General features: G+C 64.9%; 15 protein-coding genes and 1 tRNA gene. 10 read left to right on the top strand and 6 right to left on the bottom strand.

Features of this window, described 5'->3' with window-relative positions:
• The first annotated feature begins 12 nt into the window (after positions 1-12).
• On the top strand, positions 13-987 hold the full coding sequence (locus JW030_RS10980; protein ID WP_188046810.1) for an IS481 family transposase: 975 nt from the start codon (positions 13-15) through the stop codon (positions 985-987).
• A 10-nt stretch (positions 988-997) separates the two neighbouring features.
• Here the strand turns inward: JW030_RS10980 and JW030_RS10985 are convergent, their stop codons facing one another.
• A complete protein-coding gene (locus tag JW030_RS10985; RefSeq protein ID WP_188046769.1) occupies positions 998-2041 on the bottom strand; it encodes an NAD(P)-dependent alcohol dehydrogenase in 1044 nt (347 codons plus the stop codon).
• A 137-nt stretch (positions 2042-2178) separates the two neighbouring features.
• Positions 2179-3426 carry a CapA family protein gene (locus JW030_RS10990; protein ID WP_188046770.1) on the bottom strand — a complete coding sequence of 416 codons (1248 nt, stop codon included), beginning with the start codon at positions 3424-3426 and terminating at the stop codon, positions 2179-2181.
• 177 nt (positions 3427-3603) lie between these two features.
• Between JW030_RS10990 and pstS the strand changes: the two genes are divergently transcribed.
• The 4 genes from pstS to pstB all read left to right on the top strand — a co-directional run bounded on the left by pstS (position 3604) and on the right by pstB (position 7648).
• Positions 3604-4698, top strand: coding sequence for a phosphate ABC transporter substrate-binding protein PstS (gene pstS, locus JW030_RS10995; RefSeq protein ID WP_188046779.1), 1095 nt, complete (start codon positions 3604-3606; stop codon positions 4696-4698).
• 104 nt (positions 4699-4802) lie between these two features.
• Positions 4803-5741 (top strand): phosphate ABC transporter permease subunit PstC, encoded by a 939-nt coding sequence (gene pstC, locus JW030_RS11000; protein ID WP_188046771.1) that lies wholly within the window; start codon positions 4803-4805, stop codon positions 5739-5741.
• Positions 5741-6841, top strand: coding sequence for a phosphate ABC transporter permease PstA (gene pstA / locus JW030_RS11005; protein ID WP_188046772.1), 1101 nt, complete (start codon positions 5741-5743; stop codon positions 6839-6841). Before pstC ends, pstA begins: the two co-directional genes overlap by 1 nt.
• Before the next feature lie 27 nt (positions 6842-6868).
• On the top strand, positions 6869-7648 hold the full coding sequence (gene pstB, locus JW030_RS11010) for a phosphate ABC transporter ATP-binding protein PstB (protein WP_188046773.1): 780 nt from the start codon (positions 6869-6871) through the stop codon (positions 7646-7648).
• A 414-nt stretch (positions 7649-8062) separates the two neighbouring features.
• Here pstB and JW030_RS11015 read toward each other — a convergent pair whose 3' ends face one another.
• Complete coding sequence (locus JW030_RS11015) at positions 8063-8716, bottom strand: class II aldolase/adducin family protein (protein ID WP_241095435.1); 654 nt, start codon at positions 8714-8716, stop codon at positions 8063-8065.
• A gap of 62 nt (positions 8717-8778) precedes the next feature.
• On the bottom strand, positions 8779-9432 hold the full coding sequence (locus tag JW030_RS11020; RefSeq protein WP_188046774.1) for a hypothetical protein: 654 nt from the start codon (positions 9430-9432) through the stop codon (positions 8779-8781).
• A gap of 140 nt (positions 9433-9572) precedes the next feature.
• On the opposite strand from JW030_RS11020, the gene JW030_RS11025 reads away from it, so the two are divergent.
• Positions 9573-9648 (top strand) — tRNA-Lys (locus JW030_RS11025).
• A 33-nt stretch (positions 9649-9681) separates the two neighbouring features.
• Here JW030_RS11025 and JW030_RS11030 read toward each other — a convergent pair.
• Both JW030_RS11030 and JW030_RS11035 read right to left on the bottom strand, forming a co-directional pair.
• Positions 9682-9819 carry a hypothetical protein gene (locus JW030_RS11030; protein WP_188046775.1) on the bottom strand — a complete coding sequence of 46 codons (138 nt, stop codon included), beginning with the start codon at positions 9817-9819 and terminating at the stop codon, positions 9682-9684.
• A 350-nt stretch (positions 9820-10169) separates the two neighbouring features.
• Positions 10170-11263, bottom strand: a protein-coding gene (locus JW030_RS11035) for an IS3 family transposase (protein WP_188046776.1) whose coding sequence is annotated in 2 segments (ribosomal slippage) — positions 10170-10990 and positions 10990-11263 — 1095 coding nt in all. Because the reading frame shifts where the segments join, the coding sequence is not laid out codon by codon here.
• Positions 11264-11689: 426 nt separating this feature from the next.
• Between JW030_RS11035 and JW030_RS11040 the strand changes: the two genes are divergently transcribed.
• The 4 genes from JW030_RS11040 to JW030_RS11055 all read left to right on the top strand — a co-directional run bounded on the left by JW030_RS11040 (position 11690) and on the right by JW030_RS11055 (position 16240).
• On the top strand, positions 11690-13810 hold the full coding sequence (locus JW030_RS11040) for a LuxR C-terminal-related transcriptional regulator (protein ID WP_206348562.1): 2121 nt from the start codon (positions 11690-11692) through the stop codon (positions 13808-13810).
• Between the two features lie 536 nt (positions 13811-14346).
• Positions 14347-14616 (top strand): hypothetical protein, encoded by a 270-nt coding sequence (locus JW030_RS11045; RefSeq protein ID WP_188046778.1) that lies wholly within the window; start codon positions 14347-14349, stop codon positions 14614-14616.
• Positions 14617-14677: 61 nt separating this feature from the next.
• Positions 14678-15870, top strand: a protein-coding gene (locus JW030_RS11050; protein ID WP_188046809.1) for an IS3 family transposase whose coding sequence is annotated in 2 segments (ribosomal slippage) — positions 14678-14962 and positions 14965-15870 — 1191 coding nt in all. Because the reading frame shifts where the segments join, the coding sequence is not laid out codon by codon here.
• Between the two features lie 55 nt (positions 15871-15925).
• Positions 15926-16240 (top strand): hypothetical protein, encoded by a 315-nt coding sequence (locus JW030_RS11055; protein ID WP_188046766.1) that lies wholly within the window; start codon positions 15926-15928, stop codon positions 16238-16240.
• Positions 16241-16393: the final 153 nt, after the last annotated feature.

Here is a 16393-nt window from a genome sequence, read left to right on the forward strand (position 1 = left end):
CAGGAGGTTCTCTTGTCTTACGTTAATGCCCGACTGACTGTTCGCGGCAGAGCGTTGCTCATTGAACGCGTCATTGGTTCCCATCGTCCCGTCGCTCATGTCGCCAAAGAACTCGGCATTTCCCGGCAATGCGCGCATCGCTGGGTTCGCAGATACAAAGACGAGGGCCCTGCGGGACTGCTGGATCGCTCGTCTCGGCCACGGTGTTCGCCGACCCGGACGAGTCCGGATCGTGAACAGGTCGTGCTCGAGTCCCGCTCTCGACTTCGCGCAGGCCCGTTGCGCATCGCTGCAGACACCGGTGTTCCTGCCCGAACCGTGTCACGCGTGTTAGCACGCCACCACGTCCCGCCGCTGAGCTGGTGTGATCCGATGACCGGCGAACTCATTCGGGCCTCTCGCGCCACGGAGAACCGTTACGAGTATGAGCGGCCTGGCGAGATGGTCCATGTTGATGTGAAGAAACTCGGCCGCATCCCCGACGGTGGTGGCTGGCGAGCCGACCTGACCCAAACCCGCCGCAATCACGTCACCGGCCACCAGGGGGTCGGGTTCGACTATGTCCACGCCGTGATCGATGACCACAGTCGCCTCGCTTACGCCGAGATCCATTCCGACGAGAAAGGCGTCACCGCTGCCGGCGTATTGCTGCGAGCTGCAGCGTTCTTCGCGGCATGCGGTATCCCCGCGATCAAGCGGGTCCTTTCGGACAACGCGTTCGCCTACCGGAAATCGGCCGCGTTCAAGGACGCCGTCGCCGAGCTTGGCGCAGTTCAACGTTTCATCAAGCCCCATTGCCCCTGGACGAACGGCAAAGTTGAACGCCTCAACCGCACCCTGCAAACCGAGTGGGCCTATAGGCAGGTCTTCACCAGCAATGACGAACGATCGGCCGCTCTTGCGCCCTGGTTGGACTTCTACAACACTAAACGCATCCACACCGGCATCGGAGCAACACCCATCAGCCGAGTGTCACCAACGTCATGACGCAGTACACCTAGGCGTTCGGCATCACCACTGCCCGGCCCGACAGCTTGCCGTCGTGCAGGTCGTGGTACGCCTGGAGCGCCTGATCCATGGGATAGCGCTTCACGCTGGGCGTGATTTGCCCCGCGCGGTACAACGCGGCGACCTCGTAGAGCTCTTCGATCGTGCCCCAGTAGGTGTTCGTGAGCTCGGCCTCGTAGGGGTTCGAGTAGAAGTCCCAGGTGGTGGGGCCCCCTGCGACGCCGACGACTGTGATGCGTCCCTGACGGCGGACGACCTGCTGCGCCACCTTGATGGTGGCCGTGATGCCGACGAAGTCGAACACCGCGTCGACGCCCTGGCCCCCGGTGAGCGCGCGAATCCGCTCGGCCTGGTCGGCGCCTCCCGGCACCGTCACCGCGCCGTTTGCCTCGGCCTCGGCCATCGCCTCAGGCTTCACATCGGTCGCGATGACCGTCGCACCCGTGAGCGCCTTCAAGATCTGCACCGCGATCTGACCGAGGCCGCCGAGTCCGATCACCAAGGCGGTTTTCCCGCCACCCGCCAGCTTCGGCAGGGACAGTTTGATCGCGTGATACGGCGTCAGGCCCGCGTCAGCGAGCGGCGCGGCATCGACCGGATCAGCGTCCCCCAGTGGCACGAGGTTGCGCGCGGGCACCGTCATGTACTCGGCCATCCCGCCGTCACGACCGAGCCCCGTCGCGAGATAGGGTTGCGTCGCCGCATTGTGGCAATAGGTGTCTTGACCGCGCGAACAGGCCGGGCAGGCACCGCACCCGATGGGACCGTAAACGAGGTAGGCCTCGCCCTGCGTGATGCCGGTGACGCCCTCACCCAGCTCTTCGACCCAGCCGGCGTTCTCGTGGCCCAGCGTGTAGCTCGGGGCCAACTGCGTGCCCATGCTCTCGTCGAACTGTTCAAAAATCGCGACATCCGAGTGACAGGCACCCGCGCCGGCGATCTTCAAAAGAACCTCGCCGGGGCCGGGAGTCGGCCGCTCAACCTCTTCGATTGAGGGAAACGTCTTCCACGCAGTGAAACGCACAGCCTTCATGATTCCTCCTCAGGACGCATGCACTGCCGGTGGCACCGAAGGAGCGCCAGAAAGCGACACTGCGTGCGTCTTCACCGTATCGGGTGAGCCCGACCGTTTCGTCAGAGAAGTGGGTGGCAGCGCGAGGCGCGGCAGAGCTACCCCGCCGACTCGGCCGGGGCAACCGCGGGGAGGGGCGGATCCTGCGAGAGCAGCAACTCGTGCACGCCCGCGCCTTCCGCGCCCATCGCATTCACCGTCGCGCGCGTGCGCTCGCGCACATCCGCGTCGAAGTCGGGCGACTGGCAGACCCCCTGCGGGGCGTCACTCGCGACTGAGCACCACTTGTACCCGCCGTTTTGCAGGTTGGTCGCCGGCGCCCACGCGAGGTCGTTCGTCGTCCAGGTGCCGTCCGCCTGCTTCGCGAACTGGATGCGCAGCAGCAGGAACTCATTGTTCACCCGGTTCTCGTAGGGCGCGGACTCGCTGATGCCGTTGCCGGTGCCGTACGCGATGAACTTGCCGTTGTAGGGCTCGATTGGCTGGATCGAGTGGGTGTGGTGGTTGTAGACGAAGTCGAACAGGCCGCTGTCCATGAGCGCGTGCGCGTTACCGGTCTGCTGTACGTCGGGAACGGTCGAGTACTCGGTACCCGCGTGCTGCACACCGATCACGAGGTCGGCGCCGAGATCGCGTGCGCGCTGCGCCTTCTCGATCGAGCGCTCGGGCGCGAGCGGGTAGTCGACCTGCCAGGCCGCCTCGGGCTCGAAGCCGTTGAGCGAGAAGGTGGAGGTGATGAACGCGATCTTCGCGCCGTTCGCCTCAACGATCAGGATCTCGTTGGCCTCGGCTTCGGAACGATAGGAGCCGGTGTGCTTGATGCCGTTCGCATCGAGCGTGTCGAGTGTGCGGTTCAGGCCTTCCGTTCCCATGTCGATCGTGTGGTTGCTGGCGGTCGTGCACACGTCGTAGCCGAGCTGGGCGGCGGCAACCGCGAGCTCGGGGGGAGTATTGAAGATCGGGTAGCCCGTGAAGACGCCACCGAGGGCACCGAGCGGGGTCTCCTGCTGGCAGACTGACACGTCGCTGCGGTCGAGGTACGGCTTCTGCCCCTCGAGCAGCGGGAACAGGTCGTAGTTTCGCCCCTCAGCCGTCGTCGGGATCGCAAACGGGCGCCAGAGGCCCGGGTGGAACAGCATGTCACCTGTGATCGTCAGCGTCGTGCAGTGATCCGTCGGGCAGGCGGGGCCTGCGCCCGGCTGCGGCTCCGGCTCGGGGGCGGGTGGCGGGGTGGGGGCCGCTGTCGGCTGGGGCTTCGGAGCCGGATCGGGCTCGGCCTGGCAGGCCGACAGCCCGAACAACAGGGTGACGGCGGCGAGGGCCGCGAGGGTCTTCCGAATGCGCATTTCCCCATGCTATCTGTGCGCAGGATCCGCGCGGTCGCGGTCCACTGCACCATTTCGGCGCCGTTCGTTCACCCTCCGTTTACCTCCAGGCGAGACACTCGTCATGTCGGATGCTTAGCGTTTCAACCGAGGCAGTTCCGCCTCTCCCCACACGCAATCGAAATGGACACCTCTTCCGTGAAGATTTCTCCCGTTCTTAAGGCTGTTGCAATCGGCGGCCTGGCCGCCCTGGCGCTCTCCTCGTGCGCCGCGAACGAGTCGGCCACCCCCGACTCGTCGGCCGCGGCCTCGACCCTCTCCGGCGAGCTCGTCGGCGCCGGTGCATCGTCGCAGGATGCCGCACAGCAGGCATGGATCGCGGGCTTCCAGACCGCGCACGAGAAGGTCACCGTCAACTACGACCCGTCCGGCTCGGGCGCCGGCCGCGAGACCTTCCAGCAGGGCGCCAGCGCGTTCGCCGGCTCGGATCGCGCGTTCAAGACCGACGAGATCACCGCCGGCCCCTTCCAGGGGTGCGCCGCAGGCTCGGGCATCGTCGAGATCCCCGCCTACATCTCCCCCATCGCAGTGATCTTCAACCTCGACGGCGTGGACTCGCTGAACTTGGACGCGGCCACCGTCGCCAACATCTTCACCGGCAAGATCACCAACTGGAACGACCCGGCGATCGCCGCGCAGAACGCCGACGCAACGCTGCCCGACCTGGCGATCACCGCTGTGCACCGCTCGGACAAGTCGGGCACGACCGGCAACTTCACCGACTACCTGTCGGCCGCGGCCCCCGAGGCGTGGACCGACGGATCGGTCGAGGAGTGGCCGCTCGCGAGCGGCGAGGCTGCCCAGGGCACCTCGGGTGTCGTTGACGCCGTCACGAACGGCGTGGGCACCATCGGCTATGCCGACGCATCGCGCGCCGGTGAACTCGGCACCGTGAAGATCAAGGTCGGCGACGAGTTCATCGCGTACTCGCCCGAGGCAGCAGCCTCGATCGTCGACGTTTCTCCGATCGAGGAGGGCCGCACCGCGAACGACCTCGCGATCGCGATCGACCGCACCTCGACCGAGGCAGGCGTCTACCCGATCGTCCTCGTGAGCTACCTCATCGGGTGCGAGGAGTACGCGACGGCCGGCAACGCCGAGCTGGTGCGCGAGTACTTCACCTACGTGACGAGCGAGGACGGCCAGAAGGTCGCCGCTGATGCCGCCGGCAGCGCGCCGATCTCGGCCGACCTGCGCAGCAAGGTCGAGCCCGCCATCGCGGCGATCAAGTAGTCGACTCGGGGGCGGGGCGTTCGCGCCCCGCCCCCGGATCCTGCACCGCACCTCGCTTTCCCCTGGCCCACCGCCCTACCGTCCGAGAGAAGGATCACCACTCGATGACCGTCTTGCCCGCGAAACGATCGGCCACTGGCCGCCTCGGCGATCGCGTTTTCTCGCGTTCGGCGGTGTTTGCGGGGAGCATGATCCTCGTCACGCTCGCCGCGGTCGCGCTCTTCCTCATCGTGCAGAGCGTCCCGGCCTTCTTCGCCACCGGTGAAACCGCCTCCGTGCTCACCAGCAACTTCTGGTCCTACGTCGGGCCGCTCGTCTTCGGCACTGTCTGGGCCGCGGTCCTCGCCCTCGCGATCTCGCTGCCGCTTGCCATCGGCATCGCCCTCTTCATCTCGCACTACGCGCCTCGCCGCCTCGCGCAGGCGCTCGGCTACATTGTCGACCTGCTGGCCGCCGTCCCCTCCGTCGTCTTTGGCCTGTGGGGCATCGGCGTGCTGGCACCGGCCGTGCAGCCCATCTACTCCTGGCTCGTAGAGAACATGGGGTGGTTCCCGCTCTTCGCCGGCCCCGTCTCGGGCACCGGCCGCACCATCCTCACGGCGTCCGTCGTGCTCGCCGTCATGATCCTGCCCATCATGACCGCTATCTGCCGCGAGATCTTCCTGCAGGCCCCCGTGCTGCACGAGGAGGCCGCGCTCGCGCTCGGCGCCACCCGCTGGGAGATGATCCGCCTCGCCGTCCTGCCGTTCGGCCGCGCCGGCATCGTGTCGGCCGCCATGCTCGGCCTCGGCCGCGCGCTCGGCGAGACGATGGCCGTGGCCATGGTGCTCTCCGCGACCGGCACCGTGTCACTCGCCCTGCTCACCTCGCAGAACCCCTCGACGATCGCCGCCAACATCGCGCTCACCTTCCCCGAGGCGTACGGCGAGAACGTGAACGTATTGATCGCGACGGGCCTCATCTTGTTCGTTGTCACCTTCCTCGTGAACGCGGGCGCCCGCGCGATCGTGAACCGCCGCAAAGAGTTCTCGGGAGCTAACTGATGACCTCATTCGATACGCTCACTCGCGACAACTCCTCGCGCACCTCAGGCGGCTCGCTGCTCGCCAGCAACCGTCTGCCCCGCGGCACCGCCTGGGTCGTACTCGCCATCGCCCTCGCCGTCTCGTTCGCCCTGTTCGGCCTGCTCGCCGCCGCGAACGGATCGGCGCTCAGCGTGCCGGGCGCCTCGGTCGTCGGCGTGCTGCTGTACCTCGCCTCGCTCACCCTCATCTCAGGCCTCGTCGAGGGGCGCCGTCAGGCGGTCGACCGCCTGGTCACCGGGCTTGTAACCTCAGCGTTCGTGCTTGCCATGGTGCCGCTCGTGTCGGTCGCCATCACGGTGGTCAGTAACGGCGTGAACCGCATGGACCCCGAGTTCTTCAACTCGTCGATGCGCAATGTCACCGGCGAGGGCGGCGGCGCGCTGCACGCCATGGTCGGCACGCTGCTGATCACGCTCGCGGCAACCGTCATCTCGGTGCCTGTCGGCCTCATGACCTCGATCTACCTCGTCGAGTACGGCCGCGGCCGGCTCGCCAAGCTCATCACCTTCCTCGTCGACGTCATGACGGGTATTCCATCCATCGTCGCCGGCCTCTTCGCCTATGCCGCGTTCGCGATCTTCCTCGGCCCGGGTGCTCGGCTCGGCATCGCCGGTGCCGTCGCGCTCGCGGTGCTGATGACCCCGGTCGTCGTGCGCTCGAGCGAGGAGATGCTGCGGCTCGTCCCGAACGAGCTGCGCGAGGCCGCCTACGCGCTCGGCGTGCCCAAGTGGCTCACGATCGTCAAGGTCGTGCTGCCGACCGCGATCGCCGGCATTACGACGGGCGTCATGCTCGCCATCGCCCGTGTGATCGGCGAGACTGCCCCGCTCTTGATCGCCGCCGGCTTCACCGCGAGCATGAACTACAACCTGTTCGCCGACCGCATGCAGTCGCTGCCGGTCTACGTCTACACGCAGTATGCGAACCAGGGAAACCCGGCGTTCGCCTTCCTCGACCGCGCCTGGGCCGCGGCCCTCGTGCTCATTCTCATCGTGATGGCGCTCAACCTGATTGCGCGCCTCGTGGCGAAGGTATTCGCCCCCAAGACCGGGCGCTAGCCCACCACTTCAAGCAAAGGATCACACATGTCGAAGCGCATCGAGGTCAAAGATCTCAACGTCTACTACAGCAAGTTCCTGGCTGTCGAGGATGTCTCTCTCGCGATCGAGCCGCGCTCGGTCACCGCCTTCATCGGCCCCTCGGGCTGCGGCAAGTCGACCTTCCTGCGCACGCTGAACCGCATGCACGAGGTCATCCCCGGAGCCCGCGTGCAGGGTGAGGTGCTGCTCGACGGCGACGATCTGTACGGTCCCGGGGTCGACCCCGTGCTCGTGCGCCGCCAGGTCGGCATGGTATTCCAGCGCCCAAACCCGTTCCCGACCATGTCGATTCGCGAGAATGTGCTGGCAGGGGTGCGCCTGAACAACTCGCGCATCTCGAAGAGCGACGCCGACGACCTCGTCGAGAAGTCCCTCTCGGGCGCGAACCTCTGGAACGAGGTCAAGGATCGGCTCGACAAGCCCGGCTCGGGCCTCTCCGGCGGCCAGCAGCAGCGCCTCTGCATCGCCCGCGCCATCGCGGTCTCCCCCGATGTACTGCTGATGGACGAGCCCTGCTCGGCCCTCGACCCGATCTCGACCCTCGCGATCGAGGACCTGATCGACGATCTCAAGAAGGAATACACGATCGTCATCGTGACGCACAACATGCAGCAGGCATCGCGCGTCTCAGACCGGACTGCGTTCTTCAACATCGCAGGCACCGGCAAGCCCGGCAAGCTCATCGAGTACGACGATACGACGAAGATCTTCTCGACGCCCTCAGTGCAGTCGACCGAGGACTACGTGTCGGGCCGCTTCGGCTAGACAGTTCTGCAGCAAACGGCCAGCGCGTCCTTACGGGCGGCTGGCCGTTTGCGTTGGGAGGGGCGCGCGGCGCGGTGCGGCGCGGCGCGGCCTGGCGCGGCGCGTAAATCATGTCGGAAACGCGAAACGTGTCGGAGACCCTCGCCCGAGGCGGTGCAGCATGATTGCCATTTCCGACTTGATTCACAAGGCCGGGCTGCGCCACGGCAGGACCTGCCACAGACACGACGTCAGAATCCGCCGGCTGCGGCACAGGACCCGCCAGACGCGCGGGAACGAAGAGGGCCAGGCCACGGAAACGCCTCTCGGCGGAAGGCCGCTCGCAGCGGCGAAAATTGGAGCCCGGGGTTACCGTGGCCCGGCAGCATCAATTGTAGCGCCGAGCATTCCGCCTTGCTGACTGCCCGCTGAACCCTACGCGTGCATCGCGGTGGCGCGCAGCTCCTGCGGGAACTCAGTGGTGCGATCGCCCAAGAGCGCCATGCGGTAGGTCATGCGCGCCGCCTGCTCGAGATTCTGTGCCTTGCGGAACGCGTCGTCGGGGTCGGTGCTGAGCACCGAGCAGCCGTGGTTGCCGAGCACGATGGCGTCGCAGCCGCGCATCGCCTCGGACGCGGCCTCGGCGAGCGCCTCGGATCCGTTCGGGAAGAACGGGATCCGCCCGATCTTCGGCACGTAGGCGACGTGGTCGAGGATGTGCTGGCGGATGGGGAGCCCGAGCTCGTCGAGCATGACCGAGTACTCGGGGTGCAGGTGCATCACGACGGTCGCGTCAGGGCGCACCGCGTACACGCCGTGGTGCAGGCGCCACTCGCTCGAGGGCTTGGGGCCGTCCAGATGCTCGCCGCTCGCCGAGAGCAGCGCGAAGGTGTCGCGGGTGAGCGCGTCGAAGAAGGTGCCCGTGGCGGTCACGATGATCTCGCCGGTCTCGGGGTCGCGCGCCGAGAGGTTCCCGGCGCTGCCCACCACCAGCCCGCGCTCGACCGACGCTCGCCCGATCGCACAGAATCGTTCGATGACGCGGTCCCACTTGGGATCTGAAATACCTGCTGCAGCTGCCCTATTCACATCTCGATGCTACCGCTGGTGTGTGATGTCGAGCGCCCGGCAGGATCCTGCCGCTGGTCGCGCTATGCGAGCGTGCCGGAGCGCCAGCGCCGGGCGCCCGCGTGCAGGTCGCGCGCGAACTCGTCGTAGCGCAGGGCGCGCGTGGTGAGGGCGCCCGCGTGCTGGTCGTCATGCGGGTCGCGGGAGTCCGCGAGCGCCGCCGCCCCCAGCGAGAGCAGCTTGCAGGTGCTCGCGGCGCGATCAAGCGCGGCCGCGAAGTCGCCAGTAAACACCCCGCGCAGGATCGTGTCGCACAGCCCGACAACGGCCTCGGGAGATGCGGGGGTCTCGATCCCGGCCACGATCGGGTCGATCATGTGCGCGGCTCGCTCCGCTCCCAGGCGGAAGAGCTCGGCCGTGCCCTCTGGGTCGCCGGTCGCGATCCTGCGCAAGAGGTAGAGGCGCCAGAGCACCCCGGCGAGGGAATGCGGGCCCGAGTCAGCCCACATCTCGGCGATGTCGTCGATGCCGGGCGCGTCGCTTAAGCGTTCGATCGGGTCGGCAATCGCGATGACGCGGGCCACGATCTCGGGGTCGGCGACGCTGCGCACGCGATCGAGCAGGGCCCAGGCCGTCTCCTGCGCCAGGCGCAGCGTGACCGCGGGGTCTTTCGCGCCGATAATCCAATCGAACTGCGCGCTCGGCTGCAGGATCGGGCGGAGATGTTCGCGAGACACTGGCTTCCCATCTGTTGAACGGTGCTGGAGTCAGCCGATTCTATGCCTCGTGGCTGCATTCCCGTCGGGTGTACATGGCCGCCCGCCAAACCTCATAGAATGGTGAGGTCCGTTCGTGCGTCAGCGCGAAACGGAATGTTGGGCCTGTAGCTCAGTTGGTAGAGCATCGGACTTTTAATCCGCGGGTCGCGGGTTCGAGCCCCGCCGGGCCCACCAATCAGCACAAGGGGAAGACCCCCATCAGGGCGGCTAGCCGTTTTCGACCTGCACCTTATTTTGCACCTTATCCCGATACCGGCTCGCAGCCTGCTCGGCCAGCGCAAGCTTCTGCTCGGCGATTGCGTGGGTGTAGGTCGAGAGCGTCATGCTCGGGTTGTTACCCATCATTTCCGCCACGCTCGCGATGTCTGCACCGTCGGCATAAACGTGAAAGGTTGAGCCATCACCACAGTCGAGTTCGATCGCTTAGGGTTCGGCGACGCTGGCGAGGTTTTCGCGCGTAGGCCAGGTCCCTGAGGTCTGGTCTCGACCGGAGTACAGCTTCCACGCCGCTCAACTCACAGGACCCGGTGTGTCGCGTCTACGGTATCGCGGGCGGGTCTACGACTCGAAAAGCGATATGGCTCCTGCGCCACAGAACAAGAACAAGTAGACGGGACTGCTGCAGCTTTGCTTGTCTCGGGTTGTTAGGCCGCGAGTGCGACGTTTGTGATCATTTCATACTCGATCGGGGCGAGTCAGCCAAGGCTGCGCTGGCGGCGGCGCCGGTGGTAGGTGCCCTCGATCCAGTGCACCATCGCGAGCCGCAGTTCGGCCTTGGTCGCCCAGCGTTTCCGGTTCAGGACGTTCTTCTGCAGCAGCGCGAAGAAGGACTCCATCGCGGCGTTGTCACCACACGCGCCGACCCGCCCCATCGACCCGGTCAGCCCGGCCTGGGTGAGGGCGTGGACGAACTTCCGGGACCGGAACTGCAATCCGCGGTCCGAATGCACCACAGTGCCCTGCGGGTCACGCCGTGCGACCGCAGAGACCGCCAGAGACGCCTGCATGCGGTCATCAATGGCGTAGCCGACGATCCGGTTGGAATAGACATCTTTGATCGCGCAGAGGTAAAGCTTGCCCTCACCGGTCCAGTGCTCGGTGATGTCTGTCAGCCAGAGCTCGTTCGGGCGGGCCGCGGTGAAGCGGCGCTCGACGAAGTCGTCGTGCACCGGCGGGCCAGCCTTCCTGTTCACGCCGCGCTTCTTCGCGAGCACGCTCCAGATCCGCTGCTGCGAGCACGCCTTCCACACGGTCCGCTCCGACACGCTCACACCGCTTGCGCGGAGCTCGTCGGCGATGAACCCGTAGCCGAACTCGGGGTCGTCCTTGTGGACGTCGTAGGCGGCGTTGATCAGGTGCGCCTGGTCCCAGTCGCGTTGCGAGACGGGCTCTTTCTCCCAGGCGTAGAACGCCTGTTTGCTGAAGCCCAACACCCGGCAGGTCACCACGACGGGCACCGGGCAGGGTGCACTCGTCGCGGCCAGTTCACGGACCAGCGGGTAGATCATTTGGGGAGGATGTCACGCGCCAGATACGCCGCCGCGCGGCGCAGCACCTCGTTCTCCTGCTCCAGCAGCCGGTTCCGTTTGCGCAACTCGCGCAGCTCGGCCGCCTCCTCGGAGGTGGTGCCAGGCCTGGCACCCTCGTTGACTTCGGCGGTCTTGACCCAGCTCTGGACACAGGACTCGCTGATCCCGAAGTCCTTCGCGATCTGCTTGAACGAGGCCTCTCGTTTCCGGGCAATCGCGACGACGTCCTGACGGAACTCCGCGGGGTATGGCTTAGGCATAAATACATCCTTCTAGCGGTGACGAATCACCGCAGGTTAGGAGTCAACCGAAGCTGCAGCAGTCCCAGTTCCATCAGAGAGAGGGATCATGGCCCGGTCGACCAACGCCGCCTCCTCCTGGCAGATCAACTCAACCAGGGTGCCCTTCGGCGCTCATCGTGTCGGCGAAGCCCTTCATCAGTGGTTGCCGGGGGCAGGTTCACCCACCGGTGCACTGACTCATGGGGCGACAACGACCTGGCAAGCATCGACCGAGGACGCAGCAGCAAACCTAGGGCGCCTTATGAACCGCCGGGTGCAGCGCAAGGGGATTGCAGGGAAAGCTATATTGGCCACCAATTTCTAGTGCAATAATGACCTTTGCCAGTTGGCAATTTTGTCCTCGGCTGGAGGGCACACGATGACGTGGGCAGATGGGTACGCGCTATGGAATCCGCTTCAGGGCAGCCGATTACTTCTGATCGAAGCAGGCCTTTCGGGCTATCCTCGACTGCGACCGCTCCGGTGATGTTCGCCTACGCGAGCCACTTTTTGCTGTTCCACCGCGTCACAGAACACAGCATCTCGCTGTTGCAGACGGCCTTCCCGCGACGCTTCTCTGCTGAGCGTGACCGACCTGCACTGGAGGCCGGGCATTTCGTGGGCGCCAGCCTACTCGAGCGATTTGCGGAGGCTGGGTATCTCGAACCGGCGGATCGAGCTGACCATCGTGGCCAAGAGACGTGGGTCGTTCCCACGGAAATAAGGGAGATTTTGCAACATGAGTTACTTCGGTACGGGCCGACGAGACATGAATCGGAACTCACCCAGGGCGGATCTGGGGTTGAAGCCGCGCTGCTCTCGTGTCGGCGGCACCTCATCGAGCCCCTGCGTTCGGCCGCCGCGGACACGGCGTCCGGGGAGCCCCTGATTGGGGAGCTCGCCGTGCAGTTGCGCTTCGCATCGGAGTGGTCCGGCCTGCAGGAACTTTGGTATCGCTACGGCATGCGTGTAATGGTCACGGATCCGGTCGCCATTCACGAGGCATTCGGTTCAATACCCGAGCCGAAATTGCATGACTACCCCGGTCTGTGGCTCGCTCACGTCTACGTTGAATCGACCTCAGTCATGCAGCGAGTGCGGAGTCTTCCCGCGGGGGAAAACCTCGATCTGATTGTTGAGCGGCTTTCGCTGCAGGTTACCGAATGCACTGCCACTTTGGGGCCTCGATGGCACAGCATGGGAACGGCTGATGCCCGTCTGCATGTCGGGATCAATTGGATGCGGTTCCAGCGGCTGCGGGGTGACTTTACCGGAGCACTCACAACCCTCGATGAACTACGGCAGTTGCTTCCAGACAACGAATCAACGGGCATCTCCGCATCGGATCGCAACCGGGCGTTCTTTCGCCTCGAGCAGGGGATCCTGTACTTCTTTGTGGATCGACTGCCCGAAGCGTTGGAGGCGCTGCGCGAATCGACTTTGCTCTGGCAGCGCCCGGGGTATGGCGACTACATACCGGCGTTTGCGTGGGCGCTGATGGGGTTGATCTACGAACTGCGCGGCCCGAGAGTGCAAGCTGTGGAGTGTCTCGCTCAGGCGCAGGCCATCTTCGGTGAAGTCTGGGATTTCGAGTACGTGTCGGTTCTAACAATGACCGTAGAGGCGATGCTGGCACTTGACCGACTTGATATCGAGCGCGCACAGGTACTGCTTGAACGGCTGGAATTCGCGGCGCCTCGCTCTGAACTGTGGCCTGTCGTAATGCTCACCCAGCAGTGGGCTGAGTTGCTGTCGGGTGACCTCGCGGCGGCGGCACGAGCACAGACGCGACTGAGTGAGCGGGCAACCGGATCAGGCCGATTGAGCCCGTTCGCCGTGAGCATCGTCCACCGTGTTCGTGTCGTGGGGCTACTGGCTCTGGGACAGGCTCAGCGGGCCCGCGGCTACCTTGAGCGTCAGGCAGATACTCCTGTTCCGCCCTCGCACGAGAGCTGGGCGGGCCTGATGCTCGCCGCTGGGCGCATCGATCTGGTGCTGCGCCACGTTGATATCGCGCTGAACGATCCGCGCGCCTCTGATCGTGATCGCGCCGCGGCGCACCTGATGGGTGCCGCGGGACATCTGGCGCTCGGCGACGAACCTGCTGCGGATCGTGCGTGCCACCTCGCAACGCGTGAAATGGCTCTCGCCTGCTCGTTGGTTCCGCTCGCGGCGTTGCCGTCCAGTGTTCGCGCCGAGCTCGCGGCAAGATGCGCGAAGACACCGGGGTGGAGCGGACTGCTGGAACGTCTCGAGTTGGATCCGGAGGAAGTAGGGCAGCGGATCGCGGCGATTGGGGGCGATGCTTCTGAGACAGCGTTGCTCGTCGACTTGACGTCTCGCGAAGCGGATCTGCTCCGGCTGATCGATCAAGGTCTGACGCAGGCTGACATGGCCCTGCGCTTGCACGTTGCGCTCACGACAGTCAAGAAGCAAGTCGCTGCGCTCTATCGCAAGTTGGGCGCCGACTCTCGGGCAGGGGCGCTCGAGAAGGCGTACCGTATCGGCTTGTTCGACGGCCGCTGAGAGATGCGCGTCACCTGAACCGTCCCGGGTTTCGTGCCGCATGCTTTCTGGTTCAAGGAACCGACGATGCCCAAGAATTTCCCTCCAAGAACCGCGACCGCGCAGTTCGGATGACGCTCGATCGGCTTGACGAGTACCACTCGGCCGCTATTGCGCACGTGGCTCTGGCGAAGGTACCAATCTCGGTGTAAAAATCACTGCTGAGCGAGACTTGCGATGTGGTGTGGGGGCAGACTGAAACGGCTGGCTCGTTTGACGCTGCGGCCACTTGGCCCACCATTTCCTCGCCTTGAAAGGATCGCTATTTCATGCACACTGCCACTAGCAGTGCACCGAAAATGGTGAAGTTCGGTCGCTCGGATCGACCCTGTAATCCCTGCGCAGTTCGCAGGCCATCTCGCGCCAAGGCCCCCGGTAGCTGTTGAAACCGGCCGCTAACTCGCGACCCCTAAGCTGCGGTGGCCGCGGCGTGATTCCCCCTCATGGCGCGGCCACCGCGATTCTCTCAGTACAAACATTTGTGAACAGAGAACCAAATGTCTCTCGTTGAAACCCTCAAGAAGCGGTGGTGGATCGTCGCCGGCGGAGCCGTTGTAGTGCCTGCGACCGCGGCACTGCTCTCCGTCATGATCGCCGCTCAAAACGCTGCCAACGAGGCGAATGTAGGCGAGAATGCTCCGTTATTACCCACCCATGAGCAGATCATGAGGGGTGAGGGTGACGACGAGATACGTGCGCCGACGACCAACACAGTCAACATCGAGTCGACCGAAACGATGCCGTATCACGCGGTCTGGAGGGTCTGATGCAGGAACTGGTGACATCAAACATGGCTAGCCGAGAGGGCTGGCCTGGAAGGATGTCATCATGCCCAAGCCGTTCCCCAAGGAGTTCCGCGACGACGTCGTCCGGGTCGCGCAGAACCGCGACCCAGACGTCTCCCTCGCGCAGATCGCGAAGGACTTCGGCGTCCATGTCGGAACTCTCGACAAGTGGATGCGTCAAGCCCGCATCGAAGCCGGCGAACAGCCGGGTGAGACGAAGCAGGATTCCGCCGAGCTGCGCGAGCTCCGTAAGCGCAATCGCCTCCTCGAGCAGGAGGTCGAGGTGCTGCGTCGCGCGACCGCGTATCTGTCCCAGGCTCATCTGCCGGGAAAATGATGTACCCGCTCGTGAGCGAGCTCGCCGCCGACGGAATCCCTGTCGTGGTGTCGTGCCGGGTCTTGAAGCTCGCTCGCCAGCCCTACTACCGCTGGCTACGTGATCCTGTGACAAGCCGGGAGCTCGAGGAGGCGTATCGGGCGAACGCGCTGTTCGACGCGCACCGCGACGACCCGGAGTTCGGGTATCGGCTCCTCGCCGACGAGGCCCGCGAGGAGGGCCAGGCGATGTCGGATCGGACCGCGTGGCGGATCGCATCATCGAATGGCTGGTGGAGTGTGTTCGGGAAGAAGCGGAGCAAGAACGGCAAGAAGTCTGGCCCCGCCGTTCACGACGATCTCTGCGTCGTCATCGACGAGCACGGGCGTGAGCGTCACCGGTTCGTGGCGTCCCGGCCGAACCAGCTCTGGCTGACCGACATTACGGAACACAAAACGAGCGAAGGTCGGCTCTATCTTTGCGCGGTCAAAGACGCCTTCAGCGGTCGGATCGTGGGTTACTCGATCGACTCGAGAATGAAGGCATCACTCGCGGTCCGAGCTGTCCGCAACGCCGTCCGGATGCGCGGAAACGTGAACGGCTGTATCGTCCATTCAGACAGAGGATCGCAATTCCGAAGCAGGAAACTGCGCCGCGAACTTGCCGTCCATAATCTCGTCGGATCGATGGGCAGAGTCGCTTCCTGCGGCGACAACGCGGCAATGGAATCGTTCTTCAGCCTGCTGCAGAAAAACGTCCTGAACCGACGTTCCTGGGCCACGCGCGAACAGCTACGCATCGCGATCGTGACCTGGATCGAGCGGACCTATCACCGCAGGCGTCGCCAGGTCCGTCTGGGCCGTTTGACGCCGATCGAGTTCGAGACCATCATGAACAACGACCTGGCCCTCGCGGCCTAACTAGAACTGTCACCAGTTCCTGCATCAGACCCGGAATCCGCCCGATGAGGGTGAAATGTTCTGGCAGATCGTTGATGGAGCGAACGGATACCCGGAGGATGGTGGCACCGACTATGTCATTGCACACTCCTGCACGAGCGGTGACTGCGCCGGCGACCCGGTAAGAAAACTCGCCATGGGCGACACCTTCACATATCGGGGAGTCCTGTTTGTTGTGCTGACGACAATAGAGGCGGAACAGGACGCGATCAGCGGGATGGATATTTGGCAGCACCAGCCTGACCGTCTGGTCCTGATCACATGCCCACTGGGCGACGAGTCGGGCGAGCTCGACAGTAACTTCGTCGTCATCGCTCAGCCTGCCGCCTAACTTTCTGCGTGAGCTGGTCTACGGACGAGTTCCTTGCAACGCAGGCGTAGGTAGATATGGTTCCGTTCAGCATGGCGCTACGCGCCAACGCCCCATCCAGGAGCATTCCCTCGCCCGACACCCCGTGGTTGCCCCTCCCCCATTGGTGTTTCG

It is taken from the genome of Leucobacter sp. CX169, from assembly GCF_017161405.1.
Lineage (GTDB): Bacteria > Actinomycetota > Actinomycetes > Actinomycetales > Microbacteriaceae > Cx-87.

Coding starts and splice junctions, on each gene's coding strand:
- JW030_RS10985 (WP_188046769.1), bottom strand. CDS start 2,041: ATGAAGGCTGTGCGTTTCACTGCGTGGAAGACGTTTCCCTCAATCGAA.
- JW030_RS10990 (WP_188046770.1), bottom strand. CDS start 3,426: ATGCGCATTCGGAAGACCCTCGCGGCCCTCGCCGCCGTCACCCTGTTG.
- pstC (WP_188046771.1), top strand. CDS start 4,803: ATGACCGTCTTGCCCGCGAAACGATCGGCCACTGGCCGCCTCGGCGAT.
- pstA (WP_188046772.1), top strand. CDS start 5,741: ATGACCTCATTCGATACGCTCACTCGCGACAACTCCTCGCGCACCTCA.
- pstB (WP_188046773.1), top strand. CDS start 6,869: ATGTCGAAGCGCATCGAGGTCAAAGATCTCAACGTCTACTACAGCAAG.
- JW030_RS11030 (WP_188046775.1), bottom strand. CDS start 9,819: ATGATGGGTAACAACCCGAGCATGACGCTCTCGACCTACACCCACGCA.
- JW030_RS11040 (WP_206348562.1), top strand. CDS start 11,690: ATGGAATCCGCTTCAGGGCAGCCGATTACTTCTGATCGAAGCAGGCCT.
- JW030_RS11045 (WP_188046778.1), top strand. CDS start 14,347: ATGTCTCTCGTTGAAACCCTCAAGAAGCGGTGGTGGATCGTCGCCGGC.
- JW030_RS11055 (WP_188046766.1), top strand. CDS start 15,926: ATGTTCTGGCAGATCGTTGATGGAGCGAACGGATACCCGGAGGATGGT.